The 15,626-nt window shown below is 55.3% G+C and carries 13 protein-coding genes; 2 read left to right on the top strand and 11 right to left on the bottom strand.

The genetic code is table 11. From position 1 onward, the window contains the following. Window positions 1-56: 56 nt before the first annotated feature. Window positions 57-746, top strand: a complete 690-nt coding sequence (locus tag ACQK2L_RS21760; RefSeq protein WP_425399153.1) for an RNA polymerase sigma factor — start codon at window positions 57-59, stop codon at window positions 744-746. A 340-nt stretch (window positions 747-1,086) separates the two neighbouring features. Here ACQK2L_RS21760 and ACQK2L_RS21765 read toward each other — a convergent pair whose 3' ends face one another. The 8 genes from ACQK2L_RS21765 to ACQK2L_RS21800 form a co-directional block, all read right to left on the bottom strand. Further along, complete coding sequence (locus ACQK2L_RS21765; RefSeq protein WP_425399154.1) at window positions 1,087-2,382, bottom strand: MFS transporter; 1,296 nt, start codon at window positions 2,380-2,382, stop codon at window positions 1,087-1,089. Between the two features lie 168 nt (window positions 2,383-2,550). Further along, window positions 2,551-4,857, bottom strand: a complete 2,307-nt coding sequence (locus tag ACQK2L_RS21770) for a glycoside hydrolase family 3 N-terminal domain-containing protein (protein ID WP_425399155.1) — start codon at window positions 4,855-4,857, stop codon at window positions 2,551-2,553. A 134-nt stretch (window positions 4,858-4,991) separates the two neighbouring features. Beyond that, complete coding sequence (locus ACQK2L_RS21775; RefSeq protein WP_425399156.1) at window positions 4,992-6,557, bottom strand: family 16 glycosylhydrolase; 1,566 nt, start codon at window positions 6,555-6,557, stop codon at window positions 4,992-4,994. Window positions 6,558-6,638: 81 nt separating this feature from the next. Further along, entirely contained in the window at window positions 6,639-6,989 is a 351-nt protein-coding gene (locus tag ACQK2L_RS21780) for a hypothetical protein (protein WP_425399157.1), read from the bottom strand. 122 nt (window positions 6,990-7,111) lie between these two features. Beyond that, the gene (locus tag ACQK2L_RS21785; protein WP_425399158.1) at window positions 7,112-7,756 is read right to left on the bottom strand and encodes a hypothetical protein; all 645 of its coding nucleotides are present in this window, start codon (window positions 7,754-7,756) and stop codon (window positions 7,112-7,114) included. Between the two features lie 33 nt (window positions 7,757-7,789). Next, window positions 7,790-8,842 carry a DUF1559 domain-containing protein gene (locus tag ACQK2L_RS21790; RefSeq protein WP_425399159.1) on the bottom strand — a complete coding sequence of 351 codons (1,053 nt, stop codon included), beginning with the start codon at window positions 8,840-8,842 and terminating at the stop codon, window positions 7,790-7,792. 55 nt (window positions 8,843-8,897) lie between these two features. Further along, window positions 8,898-10,634 carry a glycoside hydrolase family 16 protein gene (locus ACQK2L_RS21795; RefSeq protein WP_425399160.1) on the bottom strand — a complete coding sequence of 579 codons (1,737 nt, stop codon included), beginning with the start codon at window positions 10,632-10,634 and terminating at the stop codon, window positions 8,898-8,900. 112 nt (window positions 10,635-10,746) lie between these two features. Continuing rightward, on the bottom strand, window positions 10,747-11,403 hold the full coding sequence (locus ACQK2L_RS21800) for a PEP-CTERM sorting domain-containing protein (protein WP_425399161.1): 657 nt from the start codon (window positions 11,401-11,403) through the stop codon (window positions 10,747-10,749). A gap of 393 nt (window positions 11,404-11,796) precedes the next feature. Between ACQK2L_RS21800 and ACQK2L_RS21805 the strand changes: the two genes are divergently transcribed. Further along, on the top strand, window positions 11,797-12,834 hold the full coding sequence (locus tag ACQK2L_RS21805; protein WP_425399162.1) for a LacI family DNA-binding transcriptional regulator: 1,038 nt from the start codon (window positions 11,797-11,799) through the stop codon (window positions 12,832-12,834). A gap of 729 nt (window positions 12,835-13,563) precedes the next feature. Here the strand turns inward: ACQK2L_RS21805 and ACQK2L_RS21810 are convergent. The 3 genes from ACQK2L_RS21810 to ACQK2L_RS21820 all read right to left on the bottom strand — a co-directional run bounded on the left by ACQK2L_RS21810 (window position 13,564) and on the right by ACQK2L_RS21820 (window position 15,447). Continuing rightward, a complete protein-coding gene (locus ACQK2L_RS21810; protein ID WP_425399163.1) occupies window positions 13,564-13,821 on the bottom strand; it encodes a hypothetical protein in 258 nt (85 codons plus the stop codon). 526 nt (window positions 13,822-14,347) lie between these two features. Then, window positions 14,348-14,608 carry a hypothetical protein gene (locus ACQK2L_RS21815; RefSeq protein ID WP_425399164.1) on the bottom strand — a complete coding sequence of 87 codons (261 nt, stop codon included), beginning with the start codon at window positions 14,606-14,608 and terminating at the stop codon, window positions 14,348-14,350. Beyond that, window positions 14,605-15,447 (bottom strand): ArdC-like ssDNA-binding domain-containing protein, encoded by an 843-nt coding sequence (locus ACQK2L_RS21820; RefSeq protein ID WP_425399165.1) that lies wholly within the window; start codon window positions 15,445-15,447, stop codon window positions 14,605-14,607. Before ACQK2L_RS21820 ends, ACQK2L_RS21815 begins: the two co-directional genes overlap by 4 nt. Window positions 15,448-15,626: the final 179 nt, after the last annotated feature.

A 15,626-nucleotide genomic window follows, 5' to 3' on the forward strand; every position in this document is an offset into this window, starting at 1 on the left:
TGCACCTGCATCAAGACCCATTTTCTGATAAACGCAAAAGAAAGTAGAGCATAGCTATGAATACAACCTACGCCTTGAATGATTCCAGCGTCTTTCCGCGATATTCGAATTCCGCAAAAGATCAGCATCGATCCGAAAGTGTGCCGAGTGAGTGCGATTCGCCCTGTCATGATTCGTTCAATGGAGTTTCCGAAGGCCTACGGACCGGCGACCAACGAGTGGCACAGCAGGTATGCAAGCGATTTACGCATCGGCTCCTGTCGTTGGCGAATCGACGCCTCGAATACCACGTCAAGCGAAAGGTGGACGCCGATGACGTGGTACAGTCCGTCTATCGAAGTTTCTTCCGCCGTTGCCTGACGGGCGACTTCGAAATCGAAGACTGGAACGGGCTCTGGAGCCTGCTGTCGCGCATCGCAGTACGCAAGTGCATTCGCCACTCGAAGCGGATGCACGCAGGCTGCCGCGACATCAGTCGAGAGACGAGCATTCATGGCGAAACGAACGACGCAGCTCCATTTGAATTACCGGATCGCGAACCATCGCCAGATGAAATATCAGCGGTTCGCGAGACGTTGCAGTTGTTGCTGGAAGACCTGCCCGACACGAAGCGCGACATCGTCGAATTGCGGCTTGCCGGGTTCACGGTAGCCGAAGTGAGCGATCGGGTTGGCCGAAGTGAGCGATCGGTACATCGAAGCCTCGAGCAAGTCCGGTCTCGATTGCGGCAGTTGACCCGAATGTAGTCGCGAGCCGCGAGGTGCTGCGACAAGAGGACTCTGCGGCCACGACGCAATCCGGCTGCTAACGCAACGCAGAATCCAACGCAGCACCTGCACGCAAGCTCTCGCACTGAATGCCCAGGAACGACGCAAGCCCAGGCGGAGCCTGGGCGTATGCGTAAGGCTGCGAAACATTACGACGCAGCGCCGATTGTCGAAATGGCGGGGACCTACAAGTTCGCTCGGGGTAGTCCAACACCCAAGTAAGATTGCCGAGGTCGAGTAGTTGGCTGAACTGTAGATTAAACCGAAATGTGCACTCGATCTCAGTATGTGTTAATGAGCCTCGAGGAGGTGTTGACGGTCAATCATTGCAGGCCATATGGCCCCAAGCAACCAGTTTCGATTTGGACAAACCAACGTAGACACACAAGGTTAAGCAGCTAAGTATGGCAGGTACCATCCAGAACGCAGCCCAATGGTAAGGAGCAGGAGACTCTCCCACGGGAGTCAGAAAGACAACTTGGACGTAACCAACAAGGACTCCTCCAAGAAGGTGACCGACTCCTGATACGGCGACGGAGTGCAATCCTTGGGCGGCGCCTCGAAAGACGGGACCGGCCAGTCGATCGACAAACATCAATCCCACGACATACACGAACACAAAGCAGGGACCATGGATCAAAATTGCCAAATAAACTGCCCATGTGAACCCGAAATGGGCACCGGCCGCCAGACAGAAATAGCGAATCGCCCACGCAGCTACACCCACAGCAAACAGTCGGCTCAGGCCGATGCGAGAAATCAACCAAGGCGTGGCCCACAAGCACAGCATATCCGTTAGTTGCCCAATCGTCATGAGCGCCGCCGGACGAGGAAATTGGGATCGATTCAGGAAGAGGTTGCCGTAATTCCCATACGCCATACTGGGCGCCGCTGCCAATACTGAAATGAGCAAAAACGCTAGGAGCGGTCTGTTCGAGAACAAAGCGGATTGGTTGCGCAACGAGTCGTCCATCTCCAATACGGCAGGCCTTCGAGGTGGGGTGGCAGGTAAGTCAAAGGAATAGAGGAACATCGCGCAACTGACTGCAGCCCCCAGCAGAAGAGGCACGGCAGTATTCTCAATCGAATCTCCTGTGATGCTGGGCCAGATCAGGCCAACCACCAGCCCCGCACTTATCCAACCTAGCGTGCTAAAAATACGAATCAGTGGGTATTCAACTTCAGGGGTTTGCTGGTGCCGCAGACAAATGGTGTTGGTCAACGTGCATCCAGGCAGGAAGCAGTGGTAGTACACCAGCAACCACACGAAGAAGGCCGCTTGCGAACTACTGTTGTACATGCCCACCGCAGCCACTGCACAGCCAACGTGCGTGACGGCCAACAAATGTTGGGCTTGAAAGAACCGATCGCTCAAGTACCCAACGATAAACGGCGCCAACAGGCTTCCGATCGCTCCAGCAGCACTGCTGTACCCAACGAATCCTGGCGTGAATGCACCGCTGCCTTCAGGGACAGTATTGGCTGCAATGTATGTTCCCACGGTGACGCACCACAGCCCCAGCGAACTGTAGTGCAAGAACATCATCGCTGAGAGTCGCACGCGAGTATGGAGCGGCGTAACCGACTTATCCTGTGCCGCGGGCAGGTGTGACATGTGTGTTTTGAGCGAGGCGAAGTACAGCGGAGAAAGTCAATCCGTAGCAGCCGCAGGGGCGACGGACTCGAAAACGCTGGTCTTACCACCTTAGCTGAAATCAAGTGGTGTAGCGACTACCCATCTTCGAACTGACGACGGGGCTTGCCACAGCAGCGACAGCCTCACTCAGCGCGTTCTTGTTGCTTCAGAGCTATCCACAGTTGGCGCAGCAATCTGCCGACTTTCTCCTGTGTGCGGTCCGGCAAGCAATTCGACTTCGGCCGCGAGCGTGGCAGTTGAGTCGCTGCCGACCCAGATGTCGAATACGCCTGGCTCGTGCACCAACTCTCCCTGGGAGTTTCGATATGTGAAGGCTGCAGACGGCAGCGCAAACTCCAGGACGGTCGATTCCTTAGGCTGCAGTTCTGTCCGTCGGTAGGCTCTCAATTCACGAACGGGGCGCACGACACTCGAGAATCGATCACGAATATAGACCTGGGTTACCTCCGTACCGACAACTGATCCGGCGTTCTCAAGCTGCACCCTCAACCCAAGGACACCGCCCGGCTTGATAGTGGGCGCTGACAGCTCAAGGTTGGAGTGCTGGAACTTTGCATAGGAAAGGCCAAAACCAAAAGGAAACAGTGGTACCGGCGGGACATCCAAGTAGTGCGATCGGTACTGAAACTCCTGAGGCAAATCGTCATCGCCCGAACCCATAAGCGGCTGATAGTCAGCGGGAGCAGGCCGCCCCGTGTTATGATGGCTGTAGTACAAGGGGATCTGACCCACGGTCCTGGGGAACGTTATTGGCAACTTCCCACTGGGCGCGACATCGCCAAACAACACGTCGGCGATCGCTGGACCAGCCATAGTGCCGGGGTGCCAAGCGTAGATTAGTGCGTTGGAGGCTTGGACTTCCTGGTCAATCGTTAGTGGACGACCAGCGAGCACTACGATCACGGTCGGCGTTTTCGTCTCGGCTACTCGCGACAGAAGCTCTTGCTGCACGCCTGGCAAGTTCAAATCAGCACGACTGCGTGCCTCGCCACTCAAGGTGGCGTCTTCCCCCACAAACAGCAGTACCACATCAGAGCGGCTTGCCATGTTGACAGCTGCATCAAGCATGGAGGCTTCATCCGTAAAGCTACTTCTGGCCCCTTCCGAGTAAAGCACTTTTGCTCGGCCCGCCAAACGCTCCTGTATTGCCTTCAGGGGGGTTATGCTGTCCTCTGCTTTTCCATCCAGCGACCAACAACCTAACTGCTGCAACGGGCGATCCGCCAGCGGACCGATGACGGCCACCGACTTTAACTCCGAATCAACAAGCGGTAGCACGCCATCGTTTTTCAGCAACACCAGACTTTGCCGAACCATCTCGCGGGCGACGCTGAGCGACTCGGGGCTTGCGAGTTCTGCTGAAGATCCAACTTTACGATCGACGTAGAGATCAACCTTCATGCGGAGTGTACGCCGGACGGCATCGTCCAAGCGCGATTGAGGAATGGCACCGGACTGAACAAGTTGTTCCAGATGCTTCGCATAAGTCGGGCTGCACATCTCCACGTCCACACCAGCCATTAGAGCTGCCGCGGCAGCGTCGCTCTCGTTGGCACTATACCCGTGAGCGATCATCTCGGTTACGGAGCCCCAATCGCTCACCACCACGCCTTCAAATCCCCACTGCTGCTTCAACAGACCGTCGATCAACTCGCGATGAGCTGTACCAGGGACACCATTTACCTCGCTAAAGGTGGTCATCAATGTACTGCACCCGGCATCGATACAACTCTGAAAGGGAGGTAAGTAGATGTTATGAAGGTCGACCGGCGCTACACTGACACGGTTGTAGTCCCTGCCACCTTCGGACAATCCGTAAGCGACAAAGTGCTTGGCACATGCCGCAACTCCGAATGTCTTATTCTCTCGACGCTGCTGAAACCCACGAACCATGGCTGCCGCCAAGTCGCCACAAAGCACAGGATCCTCACCCATGGTTTCGGCAACGCGTCCCCACCGAGGGTCACGAGTGATGTCGACCATCGGGGCGAAGGTCCAGTCTATGCCTTCCGACTTCGCTTCGTTTGCCGCCACTGTAGCAGCTTGCTCGACTAATTCTGGATTCCAAGTGGCCGCTTGCCCCAGCGGAATGGGAAAAATGGTGCGGAAACCATGCACGACATCCCGCGCGACGACCAACGGGATTCCGAGGCGTGACTCGCCTGCGATCTTCTGGGCTTCGTCCACTAGCTTGGCATCGCCGGTATAGAAGATCGATCCGATCTCTCCACGGCGAATCTGCGCGCGAAGTTCATCACTTAGCTTCTCGCCTTCTGGATACACTTGCACTAACTGGCCAATCTTCTCGGCAAGGGTCATGCGAGCTAGCAAGGCATTGATCCTCTGATCGACATCACCTGCGACCAAGTCGAATCGAACATGGGAAGCAGGCTGCGCATCCGTTTCGCCGGTTGCAGCAGCGGGTCCATCCAACGAAGGATGGTAGGCTGGGCCGGTCGTCTGAGCATCAGCGACCGAAATGCAGAGCAGGCCAATGCACAGCCCAAGTAGCGGCCTGCGCAGGTGTCGAATTGGATAGCTACAATACACTGGGTACATCGTCGATGCTAGCAACAAAAAAGGCGAGCCAAGAACAGTGCGGCGACGGAGGCTACAGCGGTCGCTCGCGTAGATGCTTCTGGCACTAAGGAAACCAAGCTGGACTGAAGCACCTGGCCAAAGTTCTCTTTCCATAAAGCGTAGTCAGCAGAGTCGATTACACCGTTAGCGTCAGCATCGGCTGGGAGACTCCCGCCCGAAGCCCCCAGGTTGTTCCGCCACACGGTATAGTCGGAAAGATTAACCAAACCGTCTCCATTAAAGTCACCGACGCTTGCGCCGGGGTGGGTTACACTGAACGCCACATTGTCGACATACACGGCCCCAGCACCGTTGCTCGGCTGATCGAATACAAACGCCACGCGTGCTTCGACGGCTCCGACCGGGGCCACTCCAAGCAACTCGTGCTGCTGCCAAACGTCGGTGGGCGAGGCGGCCGTGACAATTACCTGTTCTTCCACCTGGAGCATTGCGTCGCTGCCAAACTTGGCCCCGTACTCGTCGTAGAATTCGATCTTCATGCTGAACTTATTGTCAGTTCCGTTAAGACTGTCGTTCGATTTGACGTATGTCTCAAGGGAAAGTCGCACCTGCTGACCACCATCGACCACAACATCCTGGGCTACGCCTGAGTATCGGTCGCCCCTGCCAAAGGTACCGAAGATTTTGAGTGCTGTGGTGTCGCCTAGAGCCTCGTCTTGTGAAGCGGAGACGTTCGGATTGGCTAGAAAGTCGTTGCCAAACACCGACCAGCCAGCCAATGTGCCACCACTGGCCTCAAAACCTCCATTGACAAGTTCGCGTGAATGCGTGGCTGGATCAGGAGTGTAGACCCGCACTGAATCAATCAAGAATTGCTGCGGCCAGACGCTGGTGGCATCGGGGTTGGGCAAGAAGTGGCCGCCAACCGCCGTGTTGATCACCAGCTCCATTGGCTTTACTTGTGATGTAAGGAATCCTCCTACATCTTCGTCGTGTACCGTATAGTAGTGAACATCATCTACGTAGAATCGAAGGTACTTTTCTGTCCAATCCACCGTGTAAGTGTGAAAGTCTTGTGTGTAGTCAACGAGTGAACCACCGACTCGCGAGGTCTGCTCACCGTACACATACTGATGGGCGTAAGGTGGATTGGTGCCATAGTGAAATGCACTGCTAGTGAGCGTGGTCTGATTGCCACGATTCTCCATGATGTCGATCTCGCCACCGCTCGGCCAACGAAAGTCATCGACGTCGGGCAGTAGCCAAATCGCGGGCCAGGTGCCTTGCGTACCGGGCAACTTGGCACGAACCTCCCAACGGCCAAATTTCTGAGACTGCTTGGTAATGACCTGCCCCGATCGGTAGGGCAGACCACCGGAGGGAAGATCCTCCGAAGTGATCACAAGATTGCCACCCGACACGGTGACTTGGCTGGGCAAGTAAGCGTGCTGTGAGTTATTGGTAGGCTCGTGGCTGTTGACTACCTCCCAGCGGTTGGTGTCCAACTGATCGAAACTGTCGCTCCACGACAGCTGCCAACCGGGGCGATTTTCCTCCTCCCTGGCCGAAACGCACCACGCCGTTACGGTCATTGTCAGAAAAAGGGGGGCTAAGAACTTGGTAGTTGACTTAAGTGGGTGCACGAATACTCTCAGACTGAATCAGTTGATGCCTTAGCGACGACGCATTTGCGATTGAGATTCCAGATCGAAGTCGAATGTGTTGCTGCCCGGTTCGACTTCGACCCGGAATCCGGATTGACGGGGATCAGCGTACTTTCGGGCGGTAAGTGGCCGTCCAGTAGGAGCCTCACCAGGTTGCTTGGGAGGAATGATCTTGGTGGCAGACACGGTGACGATGTAAGCGCCAGGCTGCACGCCCGACTTTGAGCCAGTGGCTATCTCGTACCTCCCAGCGTCATCCAGCAGGCCGACTGCAGGTGCGCCCGATCCGCCCTCAGGGTAGTAATAGACGGTAGCCCGGACGGCATCGCCACCAACCAACGGCTGACCATCAAGAGTCACACTGCCACTTACAGAAGCAAGCGAGCTTCCACATCCAGAAGCGCCAGCGACTAGAAGAGCTACCCCCAAAACGGAGGCAACTCGTACTAATGCTGAAATTTGCGAATCGATCTTCATGGTTATTACTCGCCGTTACGGTCATTGCGATTGTCATTGAGATTTTCGCTGACGTCGTCGCTCGACTCCTCCTCGCTCTTGTTTTGCTCCCCCGACTCCATCTCCACATCCGATATGTCGTCGGCGTCGCCTTCGGCCACAGTAGCAGCGACACCTTCGTCCGCGGACTCTTCGTCCAGTTCAGCCTCGGGGATAGCCATCTCAATTTTCTGCGGCGGTCCCGCGCTTGAATCAAGTTTCAAATTGTGTTGGGATGTGCCAGACTTCACCGAGACAGTCAAACCAGATTTCAGTGGGTCCGCGTAGATTGCCGGGGTAATAGGGAGCCCCGAGGGTGCCGATCCTTTGGCTCCATCTTGCTGAAGCTGCACCACGCGGACTGCGACTAAATACTCACCGGGCCTAATGCCCGCGGCGCTACCAGTCTTTAGTGAGTAGCGTCCTTCGCCATCGATGAAGCCCGTTGTGGTTGGCCCACCATCCACTGGGCGAAAGACCACTAGGCCCCGCTGGTCGTCGTCCACCTGAAGTGGCTTTTCGTCCAGGAACACCTGGCCTGTGACATTTGACGATAGATCGCTGCAGCCCACGAGCACAAGGCTCGTGGCCGCCAGCACAACATTAGCCAGTTTTGGAGCATGTCTTCGCATTATCAAAAGACTCCTGGAGCTGCTAGTTGTAGACTAGAAGGACTCACTAACCACTTCCCCTCCATTTCGAGTGCAGGAAGTGCGGTAGAGCGTATTGTCTATGGTCTCGGCGATGAAGCGAACGCTGCCATCGACCAAGCAGAAATTCGCTCCCCCAGGATGCTGACTGCGGAAACCTTGTGCGTCCCACCAAGCGAGGGAGAACGAGTCGGGGTCGGGTTGATTGAGTCCAAAATTTAGAGGAATATTGCAGCTGCACCAGTCGCCGTTCGAGTAGAAGGCCGTGGAGTGGCGATTGTAGAGTGGTACGTCCTCACCGATCATGAAAGTATTGCTAGTACCATCGGTGACCTTGGATATCTTGACCGGCTGCTGGAATGACTGACGGAAGAAGATTCCACGGCACCGCGTATCGCGATGACAGTCGCGAGGGTCTGGTTTAAAGGCAGGCCCAGGCTTGTTGTATTGACCACTCGGATACTGTGATTCGTCATTGCTGAAGATTCCACCGTCTTCGCGCCCCAACCAGGTATCTCCGAGAACACCCTTGTAACTTGTGAGCGACACTTCACAACCAACCCACTGGAATTGCTGTCGGGAGTTTTGTGCAACCGACGCGTCCGACGGACATTGCAAAACAGCCAACTGCTCCCTCATCAGTTCGGGCACCGAGATTCCGTTCTTTATCGAAGCCAGACCGAAACCCTCGCGAGGTTGACGGCACACACCGATGGCGAAGTTGCCTTCAAAAGCGCCACCTTCCTTAAACCGATCGTAGAGCGCCTGCTGTTCCAGTTGCGGTAAAGTCTGCAAAATCCAACCAGCGGCAGGCTGTTGCTTTCCTGGAGCTTCTGGCGGATCGACGTACCCCATGCTTACCGGGAAGTGCCCATTGGTATCATGATGGTTTAGGATCGCCAGACCAATGTTCTTGAGCTTATTGGCGCAACTCATCCGTCGAGCTGATTCGCGGGCCGCTTGAACTGCAGGCAGCAACAGACCAACGAGGATCCCAATTATCGCGATCACCACTAGAAGTTCGACAAGCGTGAAGCCCTTGTCGGAACGAGACAAGCGTTGAGACATGAGTAAAGGCCTTTCGTGGGAGGATAAGGGCACAATCTCGATGTGGCCAATGATTTCAGACCGAGCGTACACGTCGCAGGCAGTAAGCAGTTCCAGCCGCAAACACAAGTAGCAATGCCGAGGTCGGCTCAGGCACACCTGCAGTTGCCAGCGAACTGGACAGCGCAGTTGAATCAAGACGTAGCAATGATGCCTCGTCGAAGATCACCGCACCACCTTCACTATTCAGTTGCACGAAGTAGAGGTTCCAGCGAACAAAGGAAGTTCCGGCTGGTGCGATAGCATTCACTTGATACTGAATCCACTGATCTTCGAGCATGCCGAGATTTGGATCACGACCGTCGAAGATCGGGACGTCTTGCGCGTTTTTGTTTACTAGATTGCCAGGATCGGCAAACGCCTCTTGTAATACGTCGCCATTCGCATCGTGAAAAGTCAGTACAAGTTGCGTGTAATTCTCGCTACTGGCTGTATTTCCAAAGTTCTCTTGCCAAAGCTCGTACTGAGCCGCTCCAACGGTCGCCTCACCAGTCGTGTCATTAGGCAGGCTGGTGCTGGCGCCGAAGTTATTCCGCCATACTGTGTAATCCGCGATATTCACCGCTCCATCGGCGTTAAAGTCGCCCGCTGCTGGACGCAGGATCGAGTCATTACTTGGTGAATAAGCCATAACCGAGGCCTCGAACTCCTGCCCAGGCGATGCTGCAGCGTTTTGCCACACCCCCGATGCGTCGGCCGAGCCGTTGAACGGCCCGTACAACTTGAGGGAGGAAAAACCATCGCTGGCCAGCGTATCGAACGGCGTATTGCCGAAACCGATCCAATCACCAGTTCCCTTTGCTGGGTCGACATCACCAGGAATGCCAAACCCAAAATTGTAGATTGGCTCCGTTTCGAAACTTCCATCAACCAGAAGTTCGGTCGCGGTAGTGTTCACCCGATTGACTTCCACATGGTCGACTTGCACCTGGTACTTCGTATTGTCTCCGGCGGAGGTCACCGGCTGGAGTGCAGCATCGAAGGCTTGAGAAAAGTCGCTGTCTGGCGCCCACAGGTTAAAGTGCAGCTTCATCGGGTCGTCGGGAATATTGGACGTTTCGGTTCGAACGAGCGTATTGTCGACGAACCACTGGAGTTGCCCGGGAGCCCACTCGACGCGGTAATCGTGAAACTGGGTGAGATCAAACCCGGTAACAGAGTGGAATTCAAAATCCCCACCCGAACCCGGTCCCGAGAAGGGACCGTCGTTCCAATAATTGCTCGCCGGATTCTGCGTACTGCCGGCTACCTGGTTGCCGAGCAATTCCCAATCGATTTCATCGCGCACTTGGTTGCCGGATCCAGGCGGGTCGTCGCGCTGCACATCGTACAAAAAGAAACCGCCCACGGTTCCACCCGCCGAGGTAGGCTTCAGCCGCATCCGTGCTTCAATGGTGAGCCCACCAGCTCGTGCGAAGTTTCGCTTCGTGAGAATGTCCGTACCAAGAAACTGATTGCCGGGGTCGATGGGACTGAATGTATCAAGGTCAATCTCCAGCACCTTTCCATCCGACGCCAGAGGTTCGGCGACTCCCTGCAGAGGCATGTCGGTGGATGGGTTTCCGCGATACTGGGTACGCCCCACGAAGTTACCTTCGGTATCGAAAGGAAGCCGCCACACAGCGGGATCTACGATGCCACTGCCATCAAAGTCGTCGCGAAGGATAAGCTGACCGCTGGCCGCAACGCTCAGGATGTGCATACCCAAGGCGAAACAACAGCACTTGAGTGTTGATACAAAAGAACAATTCATACTGACAACTCCAACACGCCTGCCTGACAGCAGAACAATGGATCGATTAGCTGAGTGAAATCTGGACGCAGTGACGTGGAATCCAGTCCACGCCACTGCAGTTTTAGAATCGCTACGAGACGCGACGCCGACGCGCCAGGGCGCCGAGGCCCAATGCGCCGCAAGCGGCGAGAATCACCGTCGAGGGCTCTGGCACTCGTGTCGCGAAGAATGCGTCGTCGAATTTGGGGGCGCCACCACCACCGGTCATCCCGCCTCCACCGAACTCACCAGTGATGAGAACCAAGCGGGCAAACGCTGTTCCGTCCGGCGCTGCACCACTAATGGGGCGCAATATCCACTCACCCGCCGGCGTTGTAGAGATGGTATCGCCGTTGGAGATGAAGTCGATCAGTTGGTCATTCGCATCACGCCACTCAATATTCACTGCCGCCACCTGGCCGCCAACCATAGCGTCGACTGGATCATTGAGCACGTAGGCGCCGCCATCCCAGATTTCACCAGGGGAAGCTGGGAACTGCTGAAATACCCCCGATGCCGCTCCAAACACCTTCAGGGACTGATCCCCGGAATTCGGCGTGACCACCGCGCTGTTGACGGTAAAAGCCGCATTGAATTGACTCCACCCTGTCGCCCCTGGGTATTCGACTCCCGGAGCTGTAGATGGCGTCTCAAAGCCTGGATTCACCAACAAGTTAGCGTGAGCAATGCCACACATCGCTATGCACGCCAAGACAAAAGTACCCGTCGCTAGTTGCATCTTCCTCATTGGAACATCTCCCACGAGTTGAAAAGAGTCCGCCAAGCCGCTTTCACGAACAGCTTTAGATAAGTTGCCGCGGCCGGCCGCCAAAACACGCCGCTGTTATTAGTATTAGCAAGAAGTCGCGAAATGACCTGTCATCTTCGTTTGAGGCCGACTCCTGCCCGAGCTGCGTAACAGCCCGTAACTGTTAGAAAACATTTTACACCCATAGACCCTCGGTTGTCAAACACTTTTTTCCTGCTTGCAAAAGAAAGGCCCGAAACGCCATGCGACAGCACACAAAAATCAACAAATTATGTGAATCGCTGAATCTATTGACATGCGAGGTTCGCAGCGTATACTGCCTATGTAACAGTTTCTCGCTGCGATTAATTAACCTTGCTGGAGCCCGTGAAAATGTCTTCCATTCGACAAGTCGCCAAGAAGGCTGGCGTGTCTATTGCAACGGTTTCCCGCGTTATCAACGGGTCCGATAACGTGGCGCCCCATCTGCGGCGAGATGTCCTGGAAGCAGTAGCTGCCTGCAACTACACACCATCCGTTGGTCGCAAGCAGCACCAATCCATAGCACTGATCTACACAGGGCTATTCACAATCGGATCGCCTTACGACTCGGCTTGCGTTGAGGGAATCGTCTCGGCCATGCGTGAGTCTAGCTACGACCTATCCATAATCGACTTGCATCGCGACATTGGTAAGCAGGAGACACTCGCTCAGTTCTTTGCCCGCAAAGGAATTTGCGGTGCCATCTTGCGTTGCACCTTTGAGGAACGCGATTTTGTAGACCAACTATCGCGGGAAGGTTTACCGCTTGTTGTCCTTGGCGACCACTTCGACCACCCAACTCTCACTTTTGCGTATACCGAATCGAAGCAGGCTAGCCGCGAGGCGATCGAACACCTGGTGTCGCTGGGGCACCAGCGAATCGCTTTCGTCGCCTGCGAACGGGAAGACGGCGATCACGCAGATCGACTAGACGCTTACTGTGAAGTACTCAGCGAACATGACTTACTGAGAAACGATCTGATCTATCGCGTGCCTGCATCGCGAGCCGATGGTGGCCCCATTCTGCGCCGCTTAGTCGGGATGTCATCTCGGCCGACCGCGCTGTATGTGGCCGACCCGCTCGTGGCCGCTGGTGCAATCAACGAAGCCCACGCTTTGGGTGTCCGTATTCCAGAAGATCTCTCCGTCATCGGTTTCGACGATACTGACTTGCGAAACCTAATCTACCCTCGCATGTCGGCTGTATGCCAGGATTCCGAGACGCTGGGCCGCACCGCTTTTAAACTCGTAGAGCGGTTAGCCAAGGGAGAAGAACTGACCCAGGTCTCTACTCGCGCATCGGCCTGGCTGGAGATCCACAACACGACTGCACCTCCGCCGCTCGAACTGCAGCGGATCATGCCCTCGGGCAGCCGCTTGCCTGCATAGCTGCCGTAAAGGCAAGCAAGCATCTGGCTCTAACTCGCGTTCCTTCGCGATTATTGAGATGCTCTTGGACTTAGAAAAAGTGGCGGGGGCCGGAACTATCCAGTTCCGTAACTCCGATGACGACCGTGGATGGATAGCGGAAATCGCTAATAGCAAAGTACTTACGCTCAATGCATTCTAAGCATGATCTCGGTGAGATTGCCCCCCTTTCTTGGCTGAATCACGGGATGAGGGCATTGAGTGGTCACCTACCTCCGAGTAGTCGGTTGCGCAGAAGGCAGGCAACAGGCATACTAATTCGATGAATGAACACCCCAAAAGAAGCTCTCAGGCAACACCGCTGCCGCGTCGATTATCAGAAATCACCGTGCGAGACATCGCTTGGATCGTAGCCGGCATGGCCTTGGCTTTCCTTGCGACCTCGCTCTAGCAGCAGCCTTGCACTCCTCATCGCTGGGCCATCAATTGATCGATTCTGCGGTCCAGTGCAACGCTGAATTTCGGACCGAAGAGTCGAAGTCGAGTGCGTGCTTGTCGCAATAGTGGCGTAGGTCCGTCAGGAGATCGGTTAGGACATCTTGCCTGGGTTCGGCCGCGTAGAGACTTCCGGATCGACTTAGCTCGTCCACGTATTCGCTGAGGATATATTCAATAACGTGCGATCGATGCATCGGGCTCATTGAAATTGCTCCCTTAGTGAGTGGCGGGCTTTCGCCCGCCAGTGTGTAGCTATTCGTCGTCGTCTTCGACATCGTCAGTTAGGTTGATGATATGATCGAACGCTTTATTCGCCGCGTATGCTACTTGCAAGAGGTCGTCGCGCGAGAAGCTCTCTGAGTCCTGGAAGTCGCCATCGTCGTCTTTATAGATGCGGGTGATCGTGACGTTAAACCACTCACCGTTCTTGTTGCTGTTTCTCCAAAGCTTGGCAACTACGCCGCGTCCAGCTTTGATGCGAATGGGTTTCTGCTTTTTCTGTTTTGCCATTTTCAGTTCCTCCGTTGGGAAATGTTCTGTTGTTCATTCACAACTGCTGATGGACACGGAACATTTCAGAGGAGGAACGCAGCGAGCTTGCTAGCCCAAGCAATCGACGGCAAGGGCTGCAAGCGAATGACAGCTACCGCTGGCATGAGGTTGCTTCTCGCCGGTCAATAACGGGCTAGCGCGAGCGAATCTATCCACTGGCAAAACGACTTGGCAGTAATCCATTTCGCCACATGTAGGCACAGGCGCAACAGGCGTGCATTGAGCACGACAACGAGAAGCCCCTGAAGGGAATGGTCTCCTCTGAGGAAGGCGGCAGGTTTTGCGCCTGGCATCGAGTGCTACTAGCGATGACAGGGTAGCATTGCGAACCAAAGGAAAACGTTTGCCACAACACTACGAAAGTCGGACTACGACCATGATTGGTCGCGGGCTGAGCCATGACGGGGACTTGCTGACAGGAAAATGAGCCCCGGTTGGCGTGCAGCAAACCAAGGGCTCGGATCGGAGTTTGTCAGACGGAGAGTTACCCTTCGTCTGCCAGCGGCCGATACGTCGGATACATGACCGCTCGATAAAGGTCGCGGTTCGCTCGATGTTGTTGGATGCATTGCTGCATCAGCAACCGACGTTCGGCTTTGGGAAGCTCACGAAAAGTCTTGTATCCGCGCCGAAGTTTGGAAACGACATGACGGATGACCCTGCGATACGATTCACCAACATGGCAATCTCGGTCGATGATCTGCCTGACAATTGGATTCACCTCGATTGGAACGGGATTATTCATGCCGCCAGCTCCTCCGCTTCAGAATCTAGTGAAGCGACACGCGACTTGATGCCAGCGAGAATCTCTGCTGCCGTCTTCTGAATGTATTCCATCGACTTGGCAAAGACTTCAGCGTCGCCATTGTAGAGCTGGATATAATCCGCACAGTGCTCCAAGGTGTTGAGACCAAGTGCTTGGCAGACAACGTGGGCGACCGCTTCGGCTTCCGTTTCGCGGATCGTTTTCGTCGTCTCCTTGCGACGATCGGCGTCGGCATGAAGTCGCTCGTGAGACGCCTCATGCACCAACGTCAGCAATAGCTTCGCCGGTTCCAAGTCGGGATCGATGACGATCGTGCCTTTCTTGGACAATCCATCGGCGCCGCAGGGAATCTCCTCATACACGAGTTCGATCCCCCAATCACGAATCAGCGATTCGACTGCCGGGATGTTCTCGCCCGGATCGCCCGACACTTCGGCGAATTCCGGAAGGTCATCGCCTTCGGTCTGCGAGACATCGAAGACGTGAACGACCTTGAATCCGAAGATCGATTTCTCGCCGTCTTCATTGGCCTTCGCATCTTCGTCTTTCTTCTTGCCGACCATCGGAGCAATAATGCCAATGCCTTTCTCGCCCTTCTTCACGGTGCGGCCAAGTTTCCGCCAAGCGTGGAAACCCTGAATCAACTGGGCCTCCGGAAATTGCAGCGCAATGAGCATACAGTTGTTGAAGCTGTACCGCGGAAAGCGGGCCATCACGTTGAGGTATTGCTGCAAGCGGTCACTCTTACCGGCTGCTAGCGCTTCGTTCAGCTCTCGAACGCCACGTTCCACCAGTTCTTTCACTTCTTCACGTTTCATGGGATTTCTCCTATGGATTGCTGCATCCGGCACGGCAGCAAGGAATCGAAACGAGGGTCTGCCGGCGACCCTCATGAAGTGGGGCACGGCAGGTCAAGGTGGAGTCTTTCGCCCTAGCGAAAGCAGCAGCGCACGCCAACGGCGATCGCGGACCTTGGCCGCCGTGGCACAATTAGTGA

This window comes from Aeoliella sp., assembly GCF_965227375.1.
GTDB lineage: Bacteria > Planctomycetota > Planctomycetia > Pirellulales > Lacipirellulaceae > Aeoliella.

Excerpts from the sequence above, each read along its gene's own strand:
- ACQK2L_RS21760 (WP_425399153.1), top strand. The coding sequence starts at position 57 with ATGAATACAACCTACGCCTTGAATGATTCCAGCGTCTTTCCGCGATAT.
- ACQK2L_RS21765 (WP_425399154.1), bottom strand. The coding sequence starts at position 2,382 with ATGTCACACCTGCCCGCGGCACAGGATAAGTCGGTTACGCCGCTCCAT.
- ACQK2L_RS21775 (WP_425399156.1), bottom strand. The coding sequence starts at position 6,557 with ATGACCGTAACGGCGTGGTGCGTTTCGGCCAGGGAGGAGGAAAATCGC.
- ACQK2L_RS21785 (WP_425399158.1), bottom strand. The coding sequence starts at position 7,756 with ATGCGAAGACATGCTCCAAAACTGGCTAATGTTGTGCTGGCGGCCACG.
- ACQK2L_RS21790 (WP_425399159.1), bottom strand. The coding sequence starts at position 8,842 with ATGTCTCAACGCTTGTCTCGTTCCGACAAGGGCTTCACGCTTGTCGAA.
- ACQK2L_RS21795 (WP_425399160.1), bottom strand. The coding sequence starts at position 10,634 with ATGAATTGTTCTTTTGTATCAACACTCAAGTGCTGTTGTTTCGCCTTG.
- ACQK2L_RS21800 (WP_425399161.1), bottom strand. The coding sequence starts at position 11,403 with ATGAGGAAGATGCAACTAGCGACGGGTACTTTTGTCTTGGCGTGCATA.
- ACQK2L_RS21805 (WP_425399162.1), top strand. The coding sequence starts at position 11,797 with ATGTCTTCCATTCGACAAGTCGCCAAGAAGGCTGGCGTGTCTATTGCA.
- ACQK2L_RS21810 (WP_425399163.1), bottom strand. The coding sequence starts at position 13,821 with ATGGCAAAACAGAAAAAGCAGAAACCCATTCGCATCAAAGCTGGACGC.
- ACQK2L_RS21815 (WP_425399164.1), bottom strand. The coding sequence starts at position 14,608 with ATGAATAATCCCGTTCCAATCGAGGTGAATCCAATTGTCAGGCAGATC.
- ACQK2L_RS21820 (WP_425399165.1), bottom strand. The coding sequence starts at position 15,447 with ATGAAACGTGAAGAAGTGAAAGAACTGGTGGAACGTGGCGTTCGAGAG.